The 19432-nt window shown below is 67.6% G+C and carries 15 protein-coding genes and 2 riboswitches; of the genes, 8 read left to right on the top strand and 7 right to left on the bottom strand.

Annotation, left to right across the window (positions count from 1 at the left end):
* Positions 1-44: 44 nt before the first annotated feature.
* Genes TF1_RS11670 through TF1_RS11660 form a run of 3 tightly spaced genes read right to left on the bottom strand, consistent with a single transcriptional unit; the run spans position 45 to position 4082 of the window.
* Positions 45-1469, bottom strand: coding sequence for a cobyrinate a,c-diamide synthase (locus TF1_RS11670; RefSeq protein ID WP_011290758.1), 1425 nt, complete (start codon positions 1467-1469; stop codon positions 45-47).
* Positions 1459-2073, bottom strand: coding sequence for a cob(I)yrinic acid a,c-diamide adenosyltransferase (gene cobO / locus TF1_RS11665; protein ID WP_011290759.1), 615 nt, complete (start codon positions 2071-2073; stop codon positions 1459-1461). The genes TF1_RS11670 and cobO overlap by 11 nt, the downstream gene beginning before the upstream one ends.
* Complete coding sequence (locus TF1_RS11660) at positions 2073-4082, bottom strand: VWA domain-containing protein (RefSeq protein ID WP_016188116.1); 2010 nt, start codon at positions 4080-4082, stop codon at positions 2073-2075. Before TF1_RS11660 ends, cobO begins: the two co-directional genes overlap by 1 nt.
* A 37-nt stretch (positions 4083-4119) precedes the next feature.
* Positions 4120-4314, bottom strand: a riboswitch (cobalamin riboswitch).
* Between the two features lie 73 nt (positions 4315-4387).
* Between TF1_RS11660 and TF1_RS11655 the strand changes: the two genes are divergently transcribed.
* Positions 4388-5605, top strand: coding sequence for a bifunctional cobalt-precorrin-7 (C(5))-methyltransferase/cobalt-precorrin-6B (C(15))-methyltransferase (locus TF1_RS11655; protein ID WP_011290761.1), 1218 nt, complete (start codon positions 4388-4390; stop codon positions 5603-5605).
* On the top strand, positions 5602-6372 hold the full coding sequence (locus TF1_RS11650; RefSeq protein WP_011290762.1) for a cobalt-precorrin-4/precorrin-4 C(11)-methyltransferase: 771 nt from the start codon (positions 5602-5604) through the stop codon (positions 6370-6372). The genes TF1_RS11655 and TF1_RS11650 overlap by 4 nt, the downstream gene beginning before the upstream one ends.
* A 255-nt stretch (positions 6373-6627) precedes the next feature.
* On the opposite strand, the gene TF1_RS11645 is transcribed toward TF1_RS11650, so the two are convergent.
* Genes TF1_RS11645 through TF1_RS16655 form a run of 3 tightly spaced genes read right to left on the bottom strand, consistent with a single transcriptional unit; the run spans position 6628 to position 9967 of the window.
* Entirely contained in the window at positions 6628-8163 is a 1536-nt protein-coding gene (locus TF1_RS11645; protein WP_011290763.1) for a precorrin-2 C(20)-methyltransferase, read from the bottom strand.
* Complete coding sequence (locus TF1_RS11640; protein ID WP_011290764.1) at positions 8160-8834, bottom strand: precorrin-8X methylmutase; 675 nt, start codon at positions 8832-8834, stop codon at positions 8160-8162. The genes TF1_RS11645 and TF1_RS11640 overlap by 4 nt, the downstream gene beginning before the upstream one ends.
* The gene (locus TF1_RS16655) at positions 8831-9967 is read right to left on the bottom strand and encodes a nitrite/sulfite reductase (protein ID WP_196794328.1); all 1137 of its coding nucleotides are present in this window, start codon (positions 9965-9967) and stop codon (positions 8831-8833) included. The genes TF1_RS11640 and TF1_RS16655 overlap by 4 nt, the downstream gene beginning before the upstream one ends.
* Before the next feature lie 70 nt (positions 9968-10037).
* Positions 10038-10227: riboswitch (cobalamin riboswitch) on the top strand.
* Between the two features lie 105 nt (positions 10228-10332).
* Here TF1_RS16655 and cobN point away from each other — a divergent pair.
* From cobN to TF1_RS11620, 3 genes are all read left to right on the top strand, one after another.
* Positions 10333-13962 carry a cobaltochelatase subunit CobN gene (cobN, locus tag TF1_RS11630; protein WP_061783890.1) on the top strand — a complete coding sequence of 1210 codons (3630 nt, stop codon included), beginning with the start codon at positions 10333-10335 and terminating at the stop codon, positions 13960-13962.
* Positions 13959-14747, top strand: a complete 789-nt coding sequence (gene cobF, locus TF1_RS11625) for a precorrin-6A synthase (deacetylating) (RefSeq protein WP_011290767.1) — start codon at positions 13959-13961, stop codon at positions 14745-14747. The genes cobN and cobF overlap by 4 nt, the downstream gene beginning before the upstream one ends.
* Before the next feature lie 92 nt (positions 14748-14839).
* Complete coding sequence (locus TF1_RS11620) at positions 14840-15313, top strand: flavodoxin family protein (protein WP_011290768.1); 474 nt, start codon at positions 14840-14842, stop codon at positions 15311-15313.
* A 67-nt stretch (positions 15314-15380) separates the two neighbouring features.
* On the opposite strand, the gene TF1_RS11615 is transcribed toward TF1_RS11620, so the two are convergent.
* Positions 15381-15569 (bottom strand): hypothetical protein, encoded by a 189-nt coding sequence (locus TF1_RS11615; protein ID WP_016188119.1) that lies wholly within the window; start codon positions 15567-15569, stop codon positions 15381-15383.
* 308 nt (positions 15570-15877) lie between these two features.
* Between TF1_RS11615 and TF1_RS11610 the strand changes: the two genes are divergently transcribed.
* Genes TF1_RS11610 through TF1_RS11600 form a run of 3 tightly spaced genes read left to right on the top strand, consistent with a single transcriptional unit; the run spans position 15878 to position 19427 of the window.
* A complete protein-coding gene (locus TF1_RS11610) occupies positions 15878-17986 on the top strand; it encodes an RNA degradosome polyphosphate kinase (protein WP_011290770.1) in 2109 nt (702 codons plus the stop codon).
* The gene (locus TF1_RS11605) at positions 17979-18956 is read left to right on the top strand and encodes an NUDIX hydrolase (protein ID WP_011290771.1); all 978 of its coding nucleotides are present in this window, start codon (positions 17979-17981) and stop codon (positions 18954-18956) included. Before TF1_RS11610 ends, TF1_RS11605 begins: the two co-directional genes overlap by 8 nt.
* 27 nt (positions 18957-18983) lie before the next feature.
* Positions 18984-19427 (top strand): SRPBCC family protein, encoded by a 444-nt coding sequence (locus tag TF1_RS11600; protein ID WP_061783889.1) that lies wholly within the window; start codon positions 18984-18986, stop codon positions 19425-19427.
* The last annotated feature ends 5 nt before the right edge of the window (positions 19428-19432 follow it).

Genomic DNA, 19432 nt, shown 5'->3' with positions numbered 1-19432 from the left:
GTGCGCGCCGGTCCCGGCACTCTCAGCCGGGGCACGGTGCGGGATCAACAAGGCCGCTGGGTGGAGACTGCAGCCGCGAACCGGGCCGCGGCCTGCGGGCAGCCTGCCCAGTGGGTGTGCAGGTAGGAGGCGTGGAGTGTGGGACGGCCGATGCCTGCCGGATCGGAGGAGAAACCGTCGGGCTGCCCGTCCAACAGCCAGGCCGGACCCGCCTGCTCTCCAGTGGAGGTGACTGTGGTGCGGTGGAACGTGTGCCCGGGCACCCGGTCTCCCTCCGCCGCCACGAGTGTTTCTGCGGGGGCCAGCGCCGAGTAGTAGCCGAGAGCCAGGCGGGACGTCATGCGTCCCACCGCGTCCAAGGCCCCCACCATGGGGGCGCCATCCACGTCACGGCACAGATACAGCAGGCCCGCGCATTCGGCAACCGTCGGCACGCCTGAGCGCACCGCATCCCGCAGCGCGGTGCGCAGCGCCGTGTTCCCCGCCAGTTCTGCGGCGTACACCTCGGGGAATCCGCCGCCCAGGTAGATTCCCGCGGTGCCGTCGGGCAGCGCAGGGTCGGACATTGGATCGAACACCACCGGGCGGCAGCCCGCGGCGCGAAGCAGCTCCTCGACTTCGGCGTAGCGGAAGGTGAAGGCTTGCCCTCCAGCTACCGCGACCACGGGGTGGTCTCGCTGCGCGGAGACAGGGTGAAACCCTGCGGCACGGAGCGCCTCCTGCGCGGACCACGCTTGGGCGTGCAGCGGTGGCGCGGATCGTGCCACCTCTACCACGGCAGTCAAATCCACCTGTGCGGCGATGCGTTCCGCCAGCAGCTCCACGGCCGCTACTGCCTCGGCCCGTTCCTCGGCAGGAACCAAACCCAAGTGCCGGGAAGGAACAGCAAGTCCGCTGTCATGGCGCAGTGCCCCCAGCACGGGGACACCGACGTCCTCCACCGCGGAAGCGACCTCGGCGGCGTGCCGTCTGGAGCCCACCCGGTTCAAGATGACTCCGGCGATCCGAATCCGCTGGTCGAACACTGCCATGCCCGCCACGATCGCCGCGGCCGACCGCGACACGTGAGACACGTCTACGACCAGCACCACCGGAGCGTCCAGCAGGGCGGCGACATGCGCGGTGGACGCAAACCCGCGCCCCCCGAGCTTCCCGTCATACAGGCCCATCATGCCTTCGATCACGGCCAGGTCGGCCGGCCGCGGATGGGAGGCGCCGTGTAGCAGCAAGGGGCCCAGCAGGTTCTCACCGTGCAAGTGCACATCGAGGTTGCGGCCGGGCCGCCCGGTTGCCAGGGAATGGTAGCCGGGGTCGATATAGTCCGGTCCGGCCTTATGCCCGGACACGTCGTATCCGGCAGCGCGCAGCGCCGCCATGAGCCCGGTAGCCACGGTGGTCTTACCCGCCCCGGACGTGGGAGCGGAGATCACTAGCCGTGGCAGGACCGCGGCGGGAACGTCACCACTCAATACCGCGCTGCCCCTTCTGCCCGGAGTCCATGGGATGTCGCACTTTCACCATTTCCGTGACCAGATCGGCTGCGTCCAGCAGCGCGGGATGCGCGCGGCGGCCGGTGATCACCACGTGCTGGCGTCCCGGACGCTCACGCAGCGTCGACACCACGTCGTTGACGTCGACCCAGCCCCAGGTGATCGGATACGTGAACTCGTCGAGTATGTAAAGGTCGTGCCGTTGCTCGGCGAGGCGGCGCTTGATCTCGGCCCACCCCTCTGCGGCAGCGGCCGCGTGGTCGGCTTCCGTGCCCGGCTTGCGCGACCACGACCACCCTGACCCCATTTTGTGCCACTCGATGGGGCCTCCCACCCCTTGCGCACGGTGTACTGCGGCAAGCGTGTCGAATGCGGTCTGCTCCCCAACCCGCCACTTCGCGGACTTCACGAACTGGAACACCGCGATCCGCCACCCCTGGTTCCACCCGCGCAAGGCCAGGCCGAACGCTGCAGTGGACTTTCCCTTGCCGTCACCGGTGTGCACGATGAGCAGCGGACGGTAGCGGCGCTGGCGGGTGGTGAGTCCGTCGTCGGGGATGAACGATGGTTGTCCTTGAGGCATCAAGCCGCCCTCGTGGTTGCTCCGGCTACTGCTGACGTGATGGCTTCGGCGCTGACCTCGCCAACGTGGACGTACTCGGCACCCATGCGGCGGGCGAGCGCAGCGGCCAACCCCATCCGGAACCGTCCCGTCTCCGAGTCGATGACCAGCGCGGAGACCCCTTCGCGGGCCAGGTGGTCGGCGGCGTGCAACGAGCGCTCCACTGCCTTAGGGCCGGCAGTGGCCCGGCCGTCGGTGACGACCACGAGCAGGGCGCGGCGATCCGGGTCGCGTAACCGTTCGCGGCGCAGTGTCTCCGCGGCCTTCAATAGGCCCTCAGCTAGTGGGGTACGGCCTCCGGCAGGCAACTCCCGCAAGCGGGCTGCTGCTACGTCCACTGATCCGGTGGGTGGAAGTGTGAGCGTAGCCTCATGGTTTCGGAACGTGATCAACCCCACTCGGTCCCGTCTGCGGTAGGCGTCCAGCAGCAGTGCGAGAACAGCTGTCTTCACCTGGGACATGCGCCGCCGGGCAGCCATAGAACCGGAAGCGTCCACGCAGAGCAGCACCAGGTTGGATTCCTTGCCTTCACAGAGGGACCTGCGTAGATCACTGAGGGCAATAGAAAGCCGTGTGGTGTCCGGGGAAGAACGAGATGTCGCGTGCCGCAGCGCGGCTGTCCGAACCGTGGCGGCCAAGTGGATCGGCCCAGTTCCCCGGCCCGCGGGAACGTCGCCGACGGTGCGCCCCGATGTTGTGATAGCTCGTGAACGGCGGCCTAGCGTGCCTTTCCCCGTGCCAGCGACCGTGAAAAGCCGAGGGCGGTACGGTTCCTCGGGTGCTGTGACCGACACCGGGGCCGGAGCATCCGGCCGGGGATCGTCGTTGGACGAGGTGGGGGATCCGAGGCCGCTGGCGGGAGGGTCAGGAGTGGAGCCGGCGGTGGGCGGCGGAGTATCAGAACCGCTGTCCGATGGTGGACCGCCTGGCCCTCCGGAACCGTCCGGCCCAGGGTCCGGATCGTGATCTTCGCCGAGGATCTCGTCCAGCAGGCCCTCATCCATGCCGGGACTGTCGAAGGGGGTCCGCCTCCGTCGGTGCGGTAAGGCAAGGCGGGCGGCAGCGCGCACATCGGCTCGGGTGACGTCGGTGCGGCCACACCACGCGGCGTGGGCCACCGCGGCCCGGGCACACACTAGGTCGGCACGCATACCGTCCACATCGAACGCGGCGCACACCTCGGCGATAGCCAACAGTGCCTCCTGGCCGAGCACCACCTTGGGCAGCCGGAGACGTGCGTCCGCGATACGTTCCGCCAGTTGCTGCTCGGCAGTGGCGTAGGCGGAGGTGAAACCGGCGGGGTCGGCGTCGAAGGCGAGACGTCGACGGATGATCTCCGCCCGCACGGCCGGATCGCGGGGTGCTGCAACCTCCACGGACAAGCCAAACCGGTCCAACAGCTGGGGCCGTAGCTCCCCTTCCTCCGGGTTCATCGTTCCCACAAGGGTGAACCGGGCGGCGTGGCTGAGCGAGACACCGTCACGTTCCACGGTGGCCCGCCCCATCGCTGCCGCATCGAGGAGCAGGTCCACCAGGTGGTCGTGGAGTAGGTTGACTTCGTCGACGTAGAGGATGCCGCGGTTGGCACGGGCCAACAGTCCGGGCTCGTATTCGACACCGCTGCCCGACAGGGCTTTTTCCAGGTGTAGGGAGCCCACGACCCGGTCCTCGCCCGCGCCTACAGGAAGCTCCACGAGACGCACTGGGCGGGTCGCGGAAGCAACTGAAGGGGGATGCGGTCCGTCTGGACAGTCAGGGTCGGGGGCGGCAGGGTCGCAGGAAAACCGGCAGTCGGTGACTACGGTGATCGGGGGCAGCAGAGCTGCCTGCGCGCGTACCGCGGTTGATTTTGCGGTTCCCTTCTCGCCGCGGATAAGGACGCCCCCGATGTCAGGGCTGATACCGGTCAGAATGAGGGCCAGCACCAGGTCGTCCGAACCGACGATGGCGCTGAACGGATAGACGTGCACACGCTCCTCCACAGGCTCCCGCTGGGGGATCGGCAAAAACGGCAGCCATGCCGAGGCCGGTCTTCGGACTTCCTGATCAACACCGTCCGATCGCCTTCCCAGACTGCCGTCCAGTGGCTGCGCGATGCGCGTGATCGGCGGCTCCCAGGTCACCGCAGCGGGCCTGTGCCGGATTCGCACCGGCTTCCCGATTATCCCCGTGGATTGGGGCACCTCGGCGGTTCCGCCGTCGCCGAGTCTAGCCAGCGGCGGTCCGGGTGCCCAGAGCGCTGGGAGACTTCCCCGATCCGTTAAGGTGGCCCGCCATGAAGACACCGGTCACTGTCGTCGGCATAGGCGCTGATGGCTGGGAAGGGTTGCCGCCGGCGTCCCGCGACGCTATCCGCGAAGCCCAGGTACTCCTCGGCGGTACTCGACATTTGGCTTTGGTGCCCGACACGGGAGCGGTACGCGAACCGTGGCCGTCCCCGTTGCTGAGCGGTCTTCCAATGCTCCTGGACCGGTACCGTGACCGCCGTGTCGTCGTGCTGGCTTCCGGGGACCCCCTCCTGTCGGGGATCGGCACCACCCTGGTGCGACTGCTCGGCGCAGACCGGGTGCGGGTGCTGCCCGCGGTGAGCTCGGTCGCCCTGGCCCGGGCACGGATGGGGTGGAGCGCGGAGTCTGTGGATGTGGTGACGCTCGTGGGACGCGACGTCGACGCGGTGCGCCGCTACCTCACCCCCGGGCGGCGGCTGGTGGTGCTCTCCTCGGATGGGACGACGCCTGCCGCGGTCGCAGCCCGGCTGGTCGAACACGGCCTTGGCGATAGCCGCATGACGGTCCTGTCCGACCTGGGGAGCAGCAGAGAGGAACGGATCGAAGCCACCGCGGCCGAGTGGCGGGGCCGGGACGCGCCGCCGTTGAACGTGGTGTGCGTGGCGGTCACCGGAAACGGTGGGTACCCGCTTACCCCCGGGCTGCCGGATGAGGCGTTCGACCACGACGGGCAGCTCACCAAACGAGAGATACGGATTGCCGCGGTCTGTGCGCTCCGCCCCCAACCCCAGGCCCTGCTGTGGGATGTGGGAGCGGGAGCAGGGTCGGTGGCCGTGGAATGGCTGCGCGCCGACCCGCGGTGCCGGGCTGTTGCGATTGAGCGGCACCCCGAACGGGTGCACCGGATCACGCGTAACGCTGCCCGGCTTGGTGTGCCCTCCCTGCGCGTGGTCCACGGTAGTGCGCCTGACGCGCTGAGCGGACTGGAGCCACCCGATGCGGTGTTCGTCGGTGGTGGGGCTACCGACCCGTCCGTGCTGGACCGGTGCTGGGCGGCCCTGCGGCCCGGGGGCCGCATCGTAGTGCACGCCGTGACTTTGGAGACGGAAGCAGTCTTGGTGGAACGGTGGCGGCGCCACGGCGGAGAGTTGACACGCCTCTCGGTGGAACGGGCTGCCCCCCTGGGGTCGTTCACGGGATGGCGTCCGGCCCGTCCGGTTGTCCAGTGGGCCGCGACCAAAACAGATCAGGGAAGAGAGACATGACGGTTCATTTCGTGGGTGCTGGCCCCGGCGCAGCTGACCTGCTGACGCTACGCGCGGTCGAACTGCTGCGCACCACTCCTGTCTGCTTGTATGCGGGTACCTATATCGACGCTGAGATCCTGGCCCACTGCCCTGACGACGCGGAACTAGTGGACACCCAGCACCTCGACCTGGACCAGATCATCGCCCACCTGGTCGACGCGGACCGGCGCGGTTTGGACGCGGTCCGGCTCTGCTCTGGAGACCCGTCGCTTTATAGCGCGCTAACCGAGCAGACACGAAGGCTTGACGAGGCAGGGGTGGCGTGGGACGTCACCCCTGGGGTGCCCGCCTATGCGGCGGCCGCGGCCCTGCTCGGCACCGAGTTGACGGTTCCGGAGGTGGCGCAGACGGTGGTGCTTACCCGCACCCGGGCACGCTCCACGAAAATGCCGGAATCGGAGGCGTTGGAGAACGTCGCGAAGATCCACGGGACTCTCGTCTTGCACTTGGCGATCCGACACATCCGGGTTCTTGCCGAGCAGCTGGTCCCCGAATACGGGGCTGATTGTCCTGTGGCGGTCGTCGCTCACGCGACCCGACCCAACGAACTCGTGCTCCGCGGCACCCTCACCGATATCGCCGACCACGTGGAGGCGGCAGGGCTGCGCCATACCGCGGTCATCCTGGTGGGGCGGGCGCTGGCCAGCCGCGAGTGGGATGTGTCGGAGATCGTCTGCTCGCACTTGTACGACCCGGCCCGTGAGCGGAACCGCGAGGCGAGCTAAATCCCCTGGCAGCGGATGTGGGGAAACCGGGACGTCCGTGAGCGAACCGCAGTTGGGGCGGGAAACGGGTAGAGCAGGCCGTGGGCGGCTAGGACCTGCCGAGAGGGTGTGGGCGGGTGTACCCGGCCGCGCAGTGCCGCCCTGTGCGGCGCGCGCACCGCACCCCGCCAGCCGCGGCACGGCCACGAGAGTTCCCCGCTGCAGCGCAGGGGTGTTTCCCGCCGCGTGCTTGCCCGGAAGCGGGATTTGCGTGAGCTATTCCGCCACAAACCGCGGTGTCCACACCGCTCCCGCAGCCGTCACGGAGGTGCTGGAGGAGCCCACGATGAGCAGGCACCGCATGTCGATGCCTTCCGGGTCGAGCTTTCCCAGCGTGGTGACCTCCACCGACTCGCCCTCGCGGCCCACGTCACGGCCGACCACCACCGGGGTGTTGTCCCGCCGGTGTCGCAACAGGACGTCGCGGGCTCGCGCCACCTGGGTGCGCCGGGAACGGGACGCAGGGTTGTAGATCGCCAGCACTAAGTCGGCGCGGGCTGCCGCCTCCAACCGGGCTTCGATCACCTCCCACGGTTTGAGCCGGTCGGACAGGCTCAGCACCGCAAAATCCCCGCCAATGGGCGCGCCCGCTCGTGCCGCCACTGCTTGCACCGCGGTCAGCCCTGGCAGTACCCGCACAGGAACGTCCGCGTAGCGGGGATCCTGGGCCGCTTCGAAGACCGCCGAGGCCATCCCGAACACGCCAGCGTCCCCGCCTGAGACCACGGCCACCCGCTCCCCGGCTAAGGCCAGGTCAAGAGCGAACCGGGCCCGATCCAATTCGACCGTGTTGCCGCTGGAGTGCCGCTGCTGACCGGGACGCACCGGAACGCGGTCCACGTACGGGCCGTAGCCGACCACGTGGTCGACGTTGGCGAGCGCCTGCGCTGCTTCCGGGGTCAGCCACTGCTCGCCAGCGGGGCCGAGACCCACCACGAGTAGTTCGGCGGGCGAGTCCGGATGATGGGGGGCTGGGGTGCGCTGCGGTGCACGGACTCTGCCTCGCGGTCTCCGGTTGCGTGGCGTGCTGTCCCCGGAGCTGAGAATCAGCGAGAAATAGGGGACATCGTCGGAAGCTACGTCCCCTACTGGAAGTATCCGCTGTTCAGCCATGGAGGCGCGTTCCACGTAGACAGCGTCCTCCAGTCGCCCTGCCTGGGCTAGCGCCTCGCGCACACCGGCGAAGGTGCGGCGGCCGAGCTTCAGTACTGCGGCAGCGTCAGTGTCGGCCAGTCGCCGGGCCAGCTCGGGTGGGGGCAGGGTCCCTGGGAGGATCGTCAACACGTCGGTGCGGCGCACGAGCGGGCACGCCGCCGCAGCAGAAGCCGCGGATATCGACGTCACACCGGGGACGATCTCGGTGGGAAACCGGGAGGCCAGCCGGTCGTGCAGGTACATGTACGAGCCGTAGAACAGCGGGTCGCCCTCACACAGCACCACGACGTCCCGCCCTTGTGACAGGTGGGCGGCGAGCCGTTGGGCGGACGCGTCGTAGAACTCGGTGATGGCGCCCTCGTAGCCGCCCGGATGGTCCGTGGTTCCGGTCGTCACCGGGTAGACGAGTTTCTCCTCGATCACTCCCTCCGGGATCACATCTGCGGCAATAGATCGGGCGATAGAGCGGCCGTGTGTCCCTGAGTAGTAGGCGATGACGTCGGCTTCGGCAATCAGTCGGGCTGCTTTGCGGGTGATGAATTCCGGGTCTCCAGGACCTAGGCCGACGCCGTACAGGCGGCCGGGGGTGCTGCTCATTCCTCCTCCTGCGCGAGAGCGTTGACCGCGGACGCGGCTAGCGCCGAGCCTCCGCGGCGGCCACGTACCACCAGGTAGGGGATGCCTGCGGGGTGGGACATGAGGGCTTCTTTGGATTCGGCCGCGCCGATGAACCCGACGGGCACGCCGATGATCGCGGCTGGTCGGGGCGCGCCGGAGTCGATCAGCTCTAGCAGGTGGAATAGGGCGGTGGGGGCGTTGCCGATCGCGATGACTGCGCCTGCCAAGCGGTCCGTCCACAGCGACACCGCGGCCGCGGAGCGCGTCGTCCCCCACGCCGTGGCGAGTTGGGGAACACGAGGGTCGTTGAGCAGACACAGCACCTCGTTGTCGGCGGGGAGCCGGGAACGGGTCACCCCGGACGCCACCATGCGTGCGTCGGTGAGGATGGGGGCCCCGCCGCGCAGCGCGTCTCGGGCCGCGGGCACCAGGTTGGGGTGGATGACCAGGTCACGGGCGAGGTCGGTTTGGCCGCAGGCGTGGATCATGCGGACCGCAATCTTTTCGGCGTCCGTGGGGAGCCCGGACAGGTCGGCTTCGGCCCGGATGGTGGCGAAGGAGTGCGCGTAGATGGTTGCGCTGTCGGTCTCGTAGGTGTAGCGCCGAGGCGGCGGGGAGAGCGGGGTGGGCCTGTCGGAATGCGGTGTCACGTGCTGCTCCCGAGAAGGACGAGGGTGTGCGGGGTGTGCGGGGCACCGCAGGCGCGTTCGCACCCGGCGATGTGGTAGGGGGATCCGTCGTCGGATGTGTCGGGGGAGGATAGGCGGCGGACGAGCTTGACGGCTTGAGACCGGGTGTCGCCACGGCTGCGAGCACAGCCGGGGGAGCCGATGCAGGCGCTGATCCGGCTCCACGGCGATGCCGGGTCGAGGACCAGCCCGGCTTCCTGGAGCAAAGCTGCGACGTTGCTGGCCTGGTCGGTGGGGACAGGGGTGACGATCACTCCCCGCCACGGGGTGAGGATGATCGTGCTGTCGCTGTGCTCCGCTGCATCCAAGAGAGCCCGCTGCATGGGCGGGGTGAGAACGCCTAGCGGCACTGAACCCGCCACAGCGGATTCAGCGGTGGAAATGGTGATAATTCCGTGAAGGATGTTTCTTCGAAACCGTTCAACGCTCCAGCGATCGCCGCTTTTTGTATGGCGTAAAAAATTGGAAAACTCGACGTTGTTGAGTAGTTCTCGTCCTTTTTTTGGTAGCTGAACGACATTCCATTTTCCCTCGCTTATATCGAGAAAACGGTGAGCGAGATCAAGGATTATATCAACGATTTCTGTAGATGAAATCACAGGCCCTGAAAAGGTGCCGACACGTATTTGTGCCGACCGTTCGTCGATCGCGTAAATTCCTAAGTCGATAGGCATTCCAGCGAGATCGCCGCGGCCGTCATCAAGACCGAAAAGGAACCGTCCGGGCAGCTCTGCCAGTCGTGGATCAGTGCACAGTGCCCGGTCTAGAGCGGAGACGAGGGGGCGAACATCCATTCTGCCACCGATTATTCCGGAAAGGGGAGAAGCGACAATATTGCGTACCCGATCATGGGTAGATGAAGGCAGGAATCCGGATGCTGCCACAATATGAGGTAATTCGTTGGGAATCTGTTGATCATCTGTGACGGGAATCCCTCTGATTTGCACGTTTCCACGTGAAGTTAAATGGAGATTACCGTCGCCGAATTTTGCGGTGATCTGGCTAAGCGTGGCTATCCCGCGACGGCTAATATGCCCCCCGGGAATACGAATACGCAGCAGAGCGCCGTCGGCTGCGAAATGGGGACGCAGCACGCCGGGGCAGCGGTCAGGTGGCTGTAGACAGAACACCGGAACATGGTTGCATACGCTTTCTTGCCCTGCGCTATGGTGGTCGCGTCGTGGTGAACGGGAAGACCGGTGCAAGACCGGCGCGGCCCTCGCCACTGTGATCGAGGAGTCGTCGAGCTTTGCTTGGGGAAACCACCCCGCGGCCACCGGGCACCAGCCTGGGAAGGTCAGCTCGGCGGCGGTGACTCGTCAGCCAGGAGACCGGCCACGACGCGTCATGTCCACGAGGGTTTGGAGACCATGACCATGGCTGATGCTGTGCCGCGTCCTGTACCGCCCGCCGCGGGTCCACCGACTCCCTCGATTGTTGGGGCTGGGACAGGTCGCCGATGCCTCGCATAGCACTGCTTTCCACCTCGGACACCGACCTGCTGTCGGCACGTGCCAGCGGCGCAAACTACGTCTGGGGCAACCCGTCGCGTCTCGACGTCACCGGAACAGATCCCGGTTCGCTCCACGCCCTGCTTCACGGCGCTGACCTGGTAATTGTGCGCATTCTGGGGTCTGCGCGCTCGTGGCAGGAGGGCCTCGACCAGGTTTTAACCCATGGCGTCCCCGTTGTGGTGCTGGGCGGAGAGCAGACCCCGGACGCGGAGCTGATGAGCCATTCCACCGTACCCGTCGGGATCGCTGCTGAAGCCCACCGCTATCTGGCCCACGGGGGGCCCGACAACCTCGCTGCGCTGCATGCCTTCCTCAGCAGCACCGTGCTGCTGACCGGTGGGAGTTTTGATCCGCCGACAGAACTGCCCGAATGGGGCCTGCTTGAGCGGTCCACGCCACCACAGGCGGACCGGGACGGGCTGCCGAGGATTGGCATCCTCTACTACCGCGCCCACCAGGCCAGCGGGAATACTCGTTTCGTCCACGACCTGGCTGACGCGGTCGACGCTACCGGCGAAGCGGTCGCCGTCCCCATCTACTGCACGTCGCTGCGCAGCGCATCCCCGGAACTCCTCGCGGAGCTCGGCACCCTGGATGCGCTGGTCGTCACCGTGCTCGCCGCGGGAGGAACCCGCCCGGCCACAGCCAGTGCTGGAGGCGACGACGAGGCGTGGGACGTTGGTGAACTAGCGCGACTCGACATTCCGATCCTGCAGGCGCTCTGCCTGACGTGGGGGCGTGATCAGTGGAAGGCTTCCGACGAGGGGACGTCCCCCCTCGACTCTGCATCCCAGATCGCCGTCCCCGAATTCGACGGGCGCATCATCACCGTGCCGTTCTCCTTCAAGGAGTTCGACGACGAAGGACTGCCCCACTACGTCACCGATGCGGAACGGTGCCGCCGAGTAGCCGACATCGCCGTCGCTCATGCCCGGCTGCGGCACATCCCACCCGCCCAGCGCCGGGTCGCGATCGTGCTGTCGGCCTACCCCACCAAGCATTCCCGAGTCGGCAACGCCGTGGGCCTGGACACCCCCGTCTCCGCGGTGCGGTTGCTGCGGGCCATGCGGGACGCCGGATACGACCTGGGAGACGGGTTTCCCGGTGTGGACCTGGCGGACGAGACCGAAGCGGGTAACACCCTCATCCACGCCCTCATCGAAGCCGGTGGACAGGACGAGGAGTGGCTGACCGCCGAACAGTTAGCGGGAAATCCGGTGCGCATCCCGGCCGAACGCTACCGGGAGTGGATCGCCGACCTGCCCGGTGAACTGATTGACGCGGTGAACGAGCACTGGGGAGAGCCGCCCGGCACGCTTTTCGTCGACAACGGCGACATCGTGCTCGCTACCCTCCAGGCAGGCAACGTGGTGCTCATGATCCAGCCGCCGCGTGGTTTCGGAGAGAACCCGGTGGCGATCTACCACGACCCCGACCTGCCGCCGTCCCACCACTACCTCGCCGCATACCGGTGGCTGGAATGCGGCTTCGGCGCCCACGCCATCGTCCACCTCGGCAAACACGGCTCCCTGGAGTGGCTGCCCGGCAAGAACGCCGCACTGTCCGCGGCGTGCGCCACCGATGCCGCACTCGGCGCGGTGCCGCTCATCTACCCCTTCCTCGTCAACGACCCGGGTGAAGGGGCGCAGGCTAAGCGGCGGGCCCACGCGACGATCATCGACCATCTTGTGCCCCCGATGGCACGCGCCGAGTCTTACGGCGACATCGCCCGGCTGGAGCAGCTCCTCGACGAGCACGCCAACATCGCCGCGATGGATCCGGCGAAGCTTCCCGCGATCCGGGCGCAGATCTGGACTCTCATCCAGGCCGCCAAACTCGACCGTGACCTGGGGCTGTCCGAGCGGCCGCATGACGCGGAATTCGACGACTTCCTGCTGCACGTCGACGGCTGGCTGTGCGAAGTCAAAGACTCTCAAATCCGCGACGGACTGCACGTGCTAGGTGGGGCGCCTGTCGGCGAGGCCCGCGTCAACCTGGTGCTGGCCATCCTGCGTGCTGTCCAAGTGTGGGGTGGGCAGGCCGGTGCTGTGCCTGGACTGCGCCGTGCTCTCGGCCTGGCGGGAGACACCGGAAACCGGGCGGAGGTTGACGCCGTCGAAGCCCGGGCCCGCGCCCTGGTCGAGGCCATGGAGGAAGCCGGCTGGGATCCGGAACAGGCACAGGTCGTGGCGGACCGGCTCGGCGAGACCGCTCCGGACGTGGTCCGGGTGCTCCGGTTTGCGGCCGAGCACGTCATTCCACGGCTCGCAGACACCCGTCAAGAAATCACCGCGGTACTCCATGCCCTCAACGGCGGCTTCGTTCCCGCCGGACCGTCGGGATCGCCGCTGCGTGGCCTGGTTAACGTACTGCCCACCGGCCGCAACTTTTACACCGTCGACCCCCGGGCCATCCCGAGCCAGCTCGCCTACGAGACCGGGAAAGCATTGGCTGACGCGCTTATTGAACGCTACCGCGCCGAAACCGGCGAGTATCCGCGTTCGGTGGGGCTATCAGTATGGGGAACCTCAGCTATGCGTACCTCTGGAGACGACATCGCTGAGGTGCTCGCTCTCCTCGGGGTGCGCCCCGAATGGGACGAGGTGTCCCGCCGGGTGCGGGAGCTGAGCGTCATCCCGCTGCCCGAGTTGGGACGCCCACGCATCGACGTCACCGTCCGCATCTCCGGGTTCTTCCGAGACGCCTTCCCTCACGCGGTCGCCATGCTCGACGACGCCGTCCGCATGGTGGCGGAACTCGACGAACCGGACGACGCTAACTACGTGCGGGCTCACGTCCGCAGCGACCTCGCGGAACACGGTGACCGTGAACGCGCGCTGCGGCGCATCTTCGGTTCCGCCCCCGGTGCCTACGGGGCAGGCCTGCTCCAGCTGATCGACTCTGGTGACTGGCGTAGCGACGCTGATCTCGCCGAGGTCTACACCGCGTGGGGCGGTTTCGCCTACGGGCGCAACCTGCACGGTGAGCCTTCTGCGGAAGACATGCGTGCCAACTATCGGAGGATCGCGGTAGCCGCGAAGAATACGGACACCCGCGAGCACGACATCGCCGACTCGGACGACTACTTCCAATACCACGGCGGCATGGTCGCCACCGTGCGCGCCCTCACCGGCATCGAGCCGAAGGCCTACATCGGCGATTCCACCACACCGGACCAGGTGCGCACCCGGTCGCTGCGGGAAGAGACCGCCCGGGTTTTCCGTGCCCGAGTGGTTAACCCCCGGTGGCTGGCGGCGATGCGGAACCACGGTTATAAGGGCGCATTTGAACTGGCCGCCACTGTCGACTACCTGTTCGGCTACGACGCGACCGCGGGGGTGGTCGACGACTGGATGTATGAGACCCTCGCCCAGACCTATGTCCTGGACACCGAGAATCAGGAGTTCCTCCGGCAAGCGAACCCCTGGGCGCTCCAGGGCATTGTGGAGCGGCTCACCGAGGCTGCTGATCGTGGCCTGTGGCGGGAGCCCCACCCACAGACAATGGAGGCGCTGCGCCGCGTCTACCTGGAAGTCGAGGGAGAACTGGAGGACCGGGGGACGAATCGGACGTGACCCGGAAAGCCCTGCTCATCGGTATCGGGCCGGGCGGACCCGACCAGCTCACGGTCGAGGCTGTCCGGGCGCTCAACGAGGTCGACGTCTTTCTTGTCGCGGACAAAGAGGCAGCGGCAGGCCGGGAAGGCACCGGTGACTTGGTGGCGCTGCGGGAAGAAATCTGCCGCCGCCACATCACTGGAAACAACTACCGGATCGTGACGGTGCCTGACCCGCCGCGAGACCGTGCCCCCGTGGCGGACCACGGCTACGGCCGGCAGGTCCGGGACTGGCATGCTGCCCGAGCACGCGCCTATACGGACGCCATCGTGAAACACACCCGCCCCGATGAGGTGCTTGGTTTTCTCGTCTGGGGTGATCCAAGCCTCTACGACAGCACGATCCGGGTGGTGGAACGCATCCGATCTTGCGGAGTGGACCTGGACTACCAGGTGATTCCGGGAGTGAGTAGCGTCCAGCTGCTCGCAGCCCGACACCGGATCGTGCTCAACCGCATCGGCGGCCCGATCACGGTGACGACCGGACGGCGGCTCGGCACCGATGTGGCCCGCGGGGCCGACACTCTGGTGGTGTTTCTCGACGGCTGCCTGTCCTGTGCTGAGCTGCCCGGTGCGGGCTGGGATATCTGGTGGGGCGCCAACCTTGGCACCGCAAGCGAGGAGCTGGTCGCAGGACGGCTTGGTGAGGTGATGGACGCGATCCGCGCCGCCCGAAAACGCGCCAAGGCGGCGCAAGGCTGGGTGATGGACGTCTATCTGCTGCGCCGGGCCGCTGTGAGCTGAGCAGTGGACGGACGGAGCCGTGGGAAGAGGCACGGCGGCGTGGCGTACGGGCCTGATCGGCTTGGCCACGGTGGTGCGGGGATACTGGGGACATGGCCCGACTGTTGATCGTGCACCACACCACGTCTCCTAGCACCCAGGCGATGCTGGAAGCGGTCCTGGAAGGAGCACGAACCGACGAGATCGACGGCGTCGAAGTGGTGACCCGCGCGGCACTGGCCGCTACCGCCGTGGATGTGCTCGCCGCCGATGCGGTGATCCTCGGCACCCCCGCCAACATCGGCTACATGTCCGGCGCCCTCAAACACTTCTTCGACCAGGTGTACTACCCGTGCCTCTCAGAGACCGCGGGCCTGCCCTACACGCTCTACGTGCACGGCAACAACGACACCACCGGCGCGGTCCGCTCCGTGGAGACCATCGCCAAAGGCATGTCCTGGCACCGGCACCGGCCGCCCGTCACCGTGGTCGGCGAACTGTCCCGCGCGGACCGGGAAGCGTGCTGGGAGTTGGGCGCGGTCACTGCACTGGCCGCGGCTGAGCGTGCCGCTTCCCGCACCGCCTGAGCCTGGCCGCCGCGGACGGGCGGCGCCGATTCCGACCGGGCCGCCCCGCGGCACGGACACGGCGGTGTCAGCGGTCGATCCACCCCAGGAAATGCCACCGGTACACAATGTCCCCGGGCACCGGCTCGTAGACCGCCCGCTGAGTGTGCCCCGGAATGGTCAGGTAGGCGCCGACCGTGACGTCCTCGTCTGGCCCGAGCTCCACGATCTTGCCGTCGAGCGGGCCGCCAATGTACTCCACACGTTCGCGTCGCATACGTCCCAGGATGGCGGGAACAACCCGCTGCTGTCCGTGAAATAGCGAAAACACCCCGCTACCAAGGGGTAGAAATCCGCGTTCCGCGGCGGGGCCGTGGCCCGCAGCACCCGACCGGGCATCCCGTGCCTCTCCGGCGTTCCGCCGCTTCCCCGCCGGTCTATTCATCACAGAACGTTACGTGGCATATGCCTAAAGTCCCCCGGTGGGCGTTTTGGGGTTCACTGTTCCGGGGCATGTTGCCTGAATATCACAGGGGTCAGCGGGGCGTCGGTGCCCGGATGCACGGGAAGTGGGGGCAGCTTCGCATGGTGCAGAAGAAGACAGCGGCCGTAGCGGTGAACGCAGCGCAGATGCTCACCCGAGACAGAGACCTCCTGCCCCCCGACCGCTTCATGAACCGGGAGATCGGCTGGCTCCGCTTCAACCAGCGGGTCCTGGAACTCGCGGAAGACACCACGCTGCCGCTGCTGGAACGGGCCCTGTTCCTGTCCATCTTCTCCAGCAACCTCGACGAGTTCTTCATGGTGCGGGTCGCCGGACTCAAACGCCGCCTCGCCACCGGGGTCCCCGTCTCCTCCCGGCAGGACCCCCGCGAACAACTACGGGAGATCAGCAAAGTCACCCACGAGCTCATGGAACGGCACGCGGCATGCTTCCACACCTCGGTAGCGCCGGCGCTCGCCGAAGCCGGGATCCGCATCGTGCGCTGGAACGACCTCACCACCGAAGAGAAGCAGCAGATGCACCGCTTCTTCCGCCGCACGATCTACCCGGTGCTCACCCCGCTCGCCGTCGACCCGGCCCACCCGTTCCCCTACATTTCCGGGCGCTCCCTCAACCTCGCGGTCCGAGTGTGCGACCCGCACACGGGACGGCAGACGTTCGCGCGCATCAAAGTCCCCCCGGCGCTGCCGCGCTTCACCGAACTCGGCGGCCAGCGTTTCGTCCCCGTCGAAGACGTCATCTCCGCGCACCTGCCGCAACTGTTCGAAGGCATGGAGATCCTGGAACACCACGCGTTCCGGGTCACCCGCAACGCCGACCTAGAAGTGGACGAAGACGAAACCGACGACCTCGTCAAATCCCTGGAACGGGAACTGCTGCGCCGCCGCTTCGGACCCCTCGTGCGCCTGGAGGTCGAAGAGACCATCTCCGACGAGATCCTCACCCTCCTCCGCGAAGAACTCGGCGCGGACGAAGAAGAGACCTACCGCGTGCCCGGCCCGCTGGACCTCTCCGGCCTCGCCCAACTCCACGAACTCGACCGGCCGGAACTCAAATACCCGCCGATGGTCCCGGTCGAGCCGCGCGTCCTCGCCCACAACGACTTCTTCGAAGTGCTGCGCCGCAGCGAACTCCTCGTCCACCACCCCTACGAGTCGTTCGCCACCACCACCCAGCGGTTCATCGAACTCGCGGCCTCCGACCCGAAAGTGCGGGCGATCAAACAGACCCTGTACCGCACCAGCGGCGACTCCCCGATCATGGAGGCCCTCATCGAAGCCGCCCGCTCCGGCAAAGAAGTCATCGTCCTCGTGGAGATCAAGGCCCGCTTCGACGAGCAGAACAACATTCGCTGGGCCCGCAAACTGGAGATGGCGGGCTGCCACGTGGTCTACGGGGTGGTCGGGTTGAAGACCCACTGCAAGCTCGCCCTCGTCGTCCGGGAAGAAGACGACGGCAGCCTGCGCCGCTACTGCCACATCGGTACCGGCAACTACAATCCGCGCACCGCCCGCATCTACGAGGACTTCGGACTGTTCAGCGCCGACCCGGAAGTAGGCGAAGACCTCAGCGACCTGTTCAACCACCTCACCGGCTTCTCCCGTAAAAAGCACTACCGGCGGCTGCTCGTGGCCCCGCACGCGCTGCGGGAAGCCCTGCTGCGCCAGATCCAGCACGAGATCGCCAACCATGAGCAAGGGCTGCCAGCCCGCATCCGCATCAAAACCAACTCGCTGGTCGACGAGGAGATCGTCGACGCCCTCTACCTCGCGTCCCGGGCCGGGGTCCCCATCGACCTGTGGGTGCGGGGCAGCTGCGTCCTCCGCCCCGGGGTGCCAGGGCTCTCCGAGACGATCCGGGTGCGCAGCATCCTCGGCCGGTTCCTGGAGCACTCCCGCATCTTCGTCTTCGCCAACGGCGGAGAGCCGCAGGTGTGGATCGGAAGCGCCGACCTCATGCCGCGCAACCTGGACCGCAGGGTGGAAGTGCTGGTCCGCATCGTTGATCCGGGGCAGCGTTCCCGGCTCATGACCCTCATGGACCTGGCCATGGCGGACAGCACGTCGTCGTGGCACCTCAACCCGGACGGCAGTTGGACCCGGTTCACCCACGATGAGGAAGGAAACCCGCTCGTGGACGTACAGAGCACCCTGCGCGGCGACCGCTACCTGAGGGTGGTCGATGACTGAGCCGCCGCCCACTCCTGACCGGCATCCGGACGCCGTGGAATCCGCCGCGCCCGGCGGCTACCTGGAACCTGTCCGGGCCGCGGGGACCGTCCTGTGGCGGGACACCGGCCGCGGCCGCGAAATAGCCCTGGTCCACCGGCCCCGCTACAACGACTGGACCCTGCCGAAAGGGAAACTGGACGAAGGGGAGCACGTCCTCGTCGCCGCGGTGCGGGAAACCGTGGAAGAGACCGGGGTCACCCCGAGGCTGGGCCGTCGCCTGGCCACGCAGCGCTACTGGAAGTCCGGTTGGCCCAAACAGGTCGACTGGTGGGCCGCCACCCCCGCACCGGGCACGACCGCCCAGTTCACCCCCACCGCGGAGGTGGACGCGGTCGAATGGCTGCCCGCGGCAGAAGCCCGCGCCCGGCTCACCTATCCCAGCGACGTCCGCGTCCTCGACGACTTCCTGCACGGACCCGCACAGACCGTGCCGCTGGTGCTGCTGCGGCACGCCTCGGCCGGGAACAAAAACGAATGGCACGATTACGACCTGCTTCGGCCGTTGGACGAGGCAGGGCGGGCCCACGCGCGCGCAGTAGCCGACATCCTCGCCGTATTCGGGCCTTTGCGCGTGGTCTCCTCGACGGCCGCGCGCTGTCTCGAGACCGTGGTGCCGTACGCGGCCGCCCACGGGGTAGAGATCCGCACGGAGCACACGTTCACCGTGGGGGTGCTCCGCTCCGGGGCCCAGGCTTACGACCCGCAGGCCGCCCGCCAGACGATGCGGGCCCTGGTCGAGGAGCGGCAGCCCACTCTGGTGTGCACGCACGGCGAACTCGTGGCGGATCTCATGGCGGAAGCCGCCGCCCAGACCGGTGCCCCCGCCCGGTCGCGGTGGGCGCTGCGGAAAGGCGCGTTCTGGGTGGTGCACCGGGACGCCAAAGACGGTTCTCTTGTTGCGGTAGAGCACCACGGCCTGCCCGGCTAGCCGGGGCCACTCGGTTAAGTTGGGCCCATGGCCACACAGAAGGTGTCCCGCAGCATCACCGTGAACGCCCCTGCCGAACGGATCTTCGCGATCCTCACGAATCCGCGCCGCCACCCCGAGATCGACGGGTCCGCCATGGTCAGCGGCTGCCTGCACGGACCGGAAACCCTCACCGCGGGCTCCGAGTTCCGCATGGACATGTCGATGTTCGGCGTGCCCTACCGGATGACCAACCGGGTAGTGGAATACGAGAAGAACCGGCGCATCGCCTGGCGGCACATCGGCCCGCACCGCTGGCGCTGGCAACTGGAACCGGTGGACGACCACACGACCCGGGTCACGGAGACCTTCGACTATTCGCCGGCGGGCCCGTTCGCGATCCTCTACCAGCTGGCGGGCTATCCCGCGCGCAACGCCCGCGCTATCGAGCAGACGCTGCTGCGGCTGAAAGCCCTGGCGGAAGCAGAGTAGGAGCC

Source organism: Thermobifida fusca NBRC 14071 = JCM 3263 (genome assembly GCF_001592045.1).
Lineage (GTDB): Bacteria > Actinomycetota > Actinomycetes > Streptosporangiales > Streptosporangiaceae > Thermobifida > Thermobifida fusca.
This window is presented reverse-complemented; position numbering and strand designations above follow the sequence as displayed.

Bases quoted from the DNA above. Each gene is read 5' to 3' on its own strand.
- TF1_RS11645 (WP_011290763.1), bottom strand. From the start codon at position 8,163: ATGAGCAGCACCCCCGGCCGCCTGTACGGCGTCGGCCTAGGTCCTGGA.
- TF1_RS11600 (WP_061783889.1), top strand. From the start codon at position 18,984: ATGGCCACACAGAAGGTGTCCCGCAGCATCACCGTGAACGCCCCTGCC.
- TF1_RS11650 (WP_011290762.1), top strand. From the start codon at position 5,602: ATGACGGTTCATTTCGTGGGTGCTGGCCCCGGCGCAGCTGACCTGCTG.
- TF1_RS11620 (WP_011290768.1), top strand. From the start codon at position 14,840: ATGGCCCGACTGTTGATCGTGCACCACACCACGTCTCCTAGCACCCAG.
- cobO (WP_011290759.1), bottom strand. From the start codon at position 2,073: ATGCCTCAAGGACAACCATCGTTCATCCCCGACGACGGACTCACCACC.
- TF1_RS11615 (WP_016188119.1), bottom strand. From the start codon at position 15,569: ATGCGACGCGAACGTGTGGAGTACATTGGCGGCCCGCTCGACGGCAAG.
- TF1_RS11605 (WP_011290771.1), top strand. From the start codon at position 17,979: ATGACTGAGCCGCCGCCCACTCCTGACCGGCATCCGGACGCCGTGGAA.
- TF1_RS11655 (WP_011290761.1), top strand. From the start codon at position 4,388: ATGAAGACACCGGTCACTGTCGTCGGCATAGGCGCTGATGGCTGGGAA.
- cobN (WP_061783890.1), top strand. From the start codon at position 10,333: ATGCCTCGCATAGCACTGCTTTCCACCTCGGACACCGACCTGCTGTCG.
- TF1_RS11610 (WP_011290770.1), top strand. From the start codon at position 15,878: ATGGTGCAGAAGAAGACAGCGGCCGTAGCGGTGAACGCAGCGCAGATG.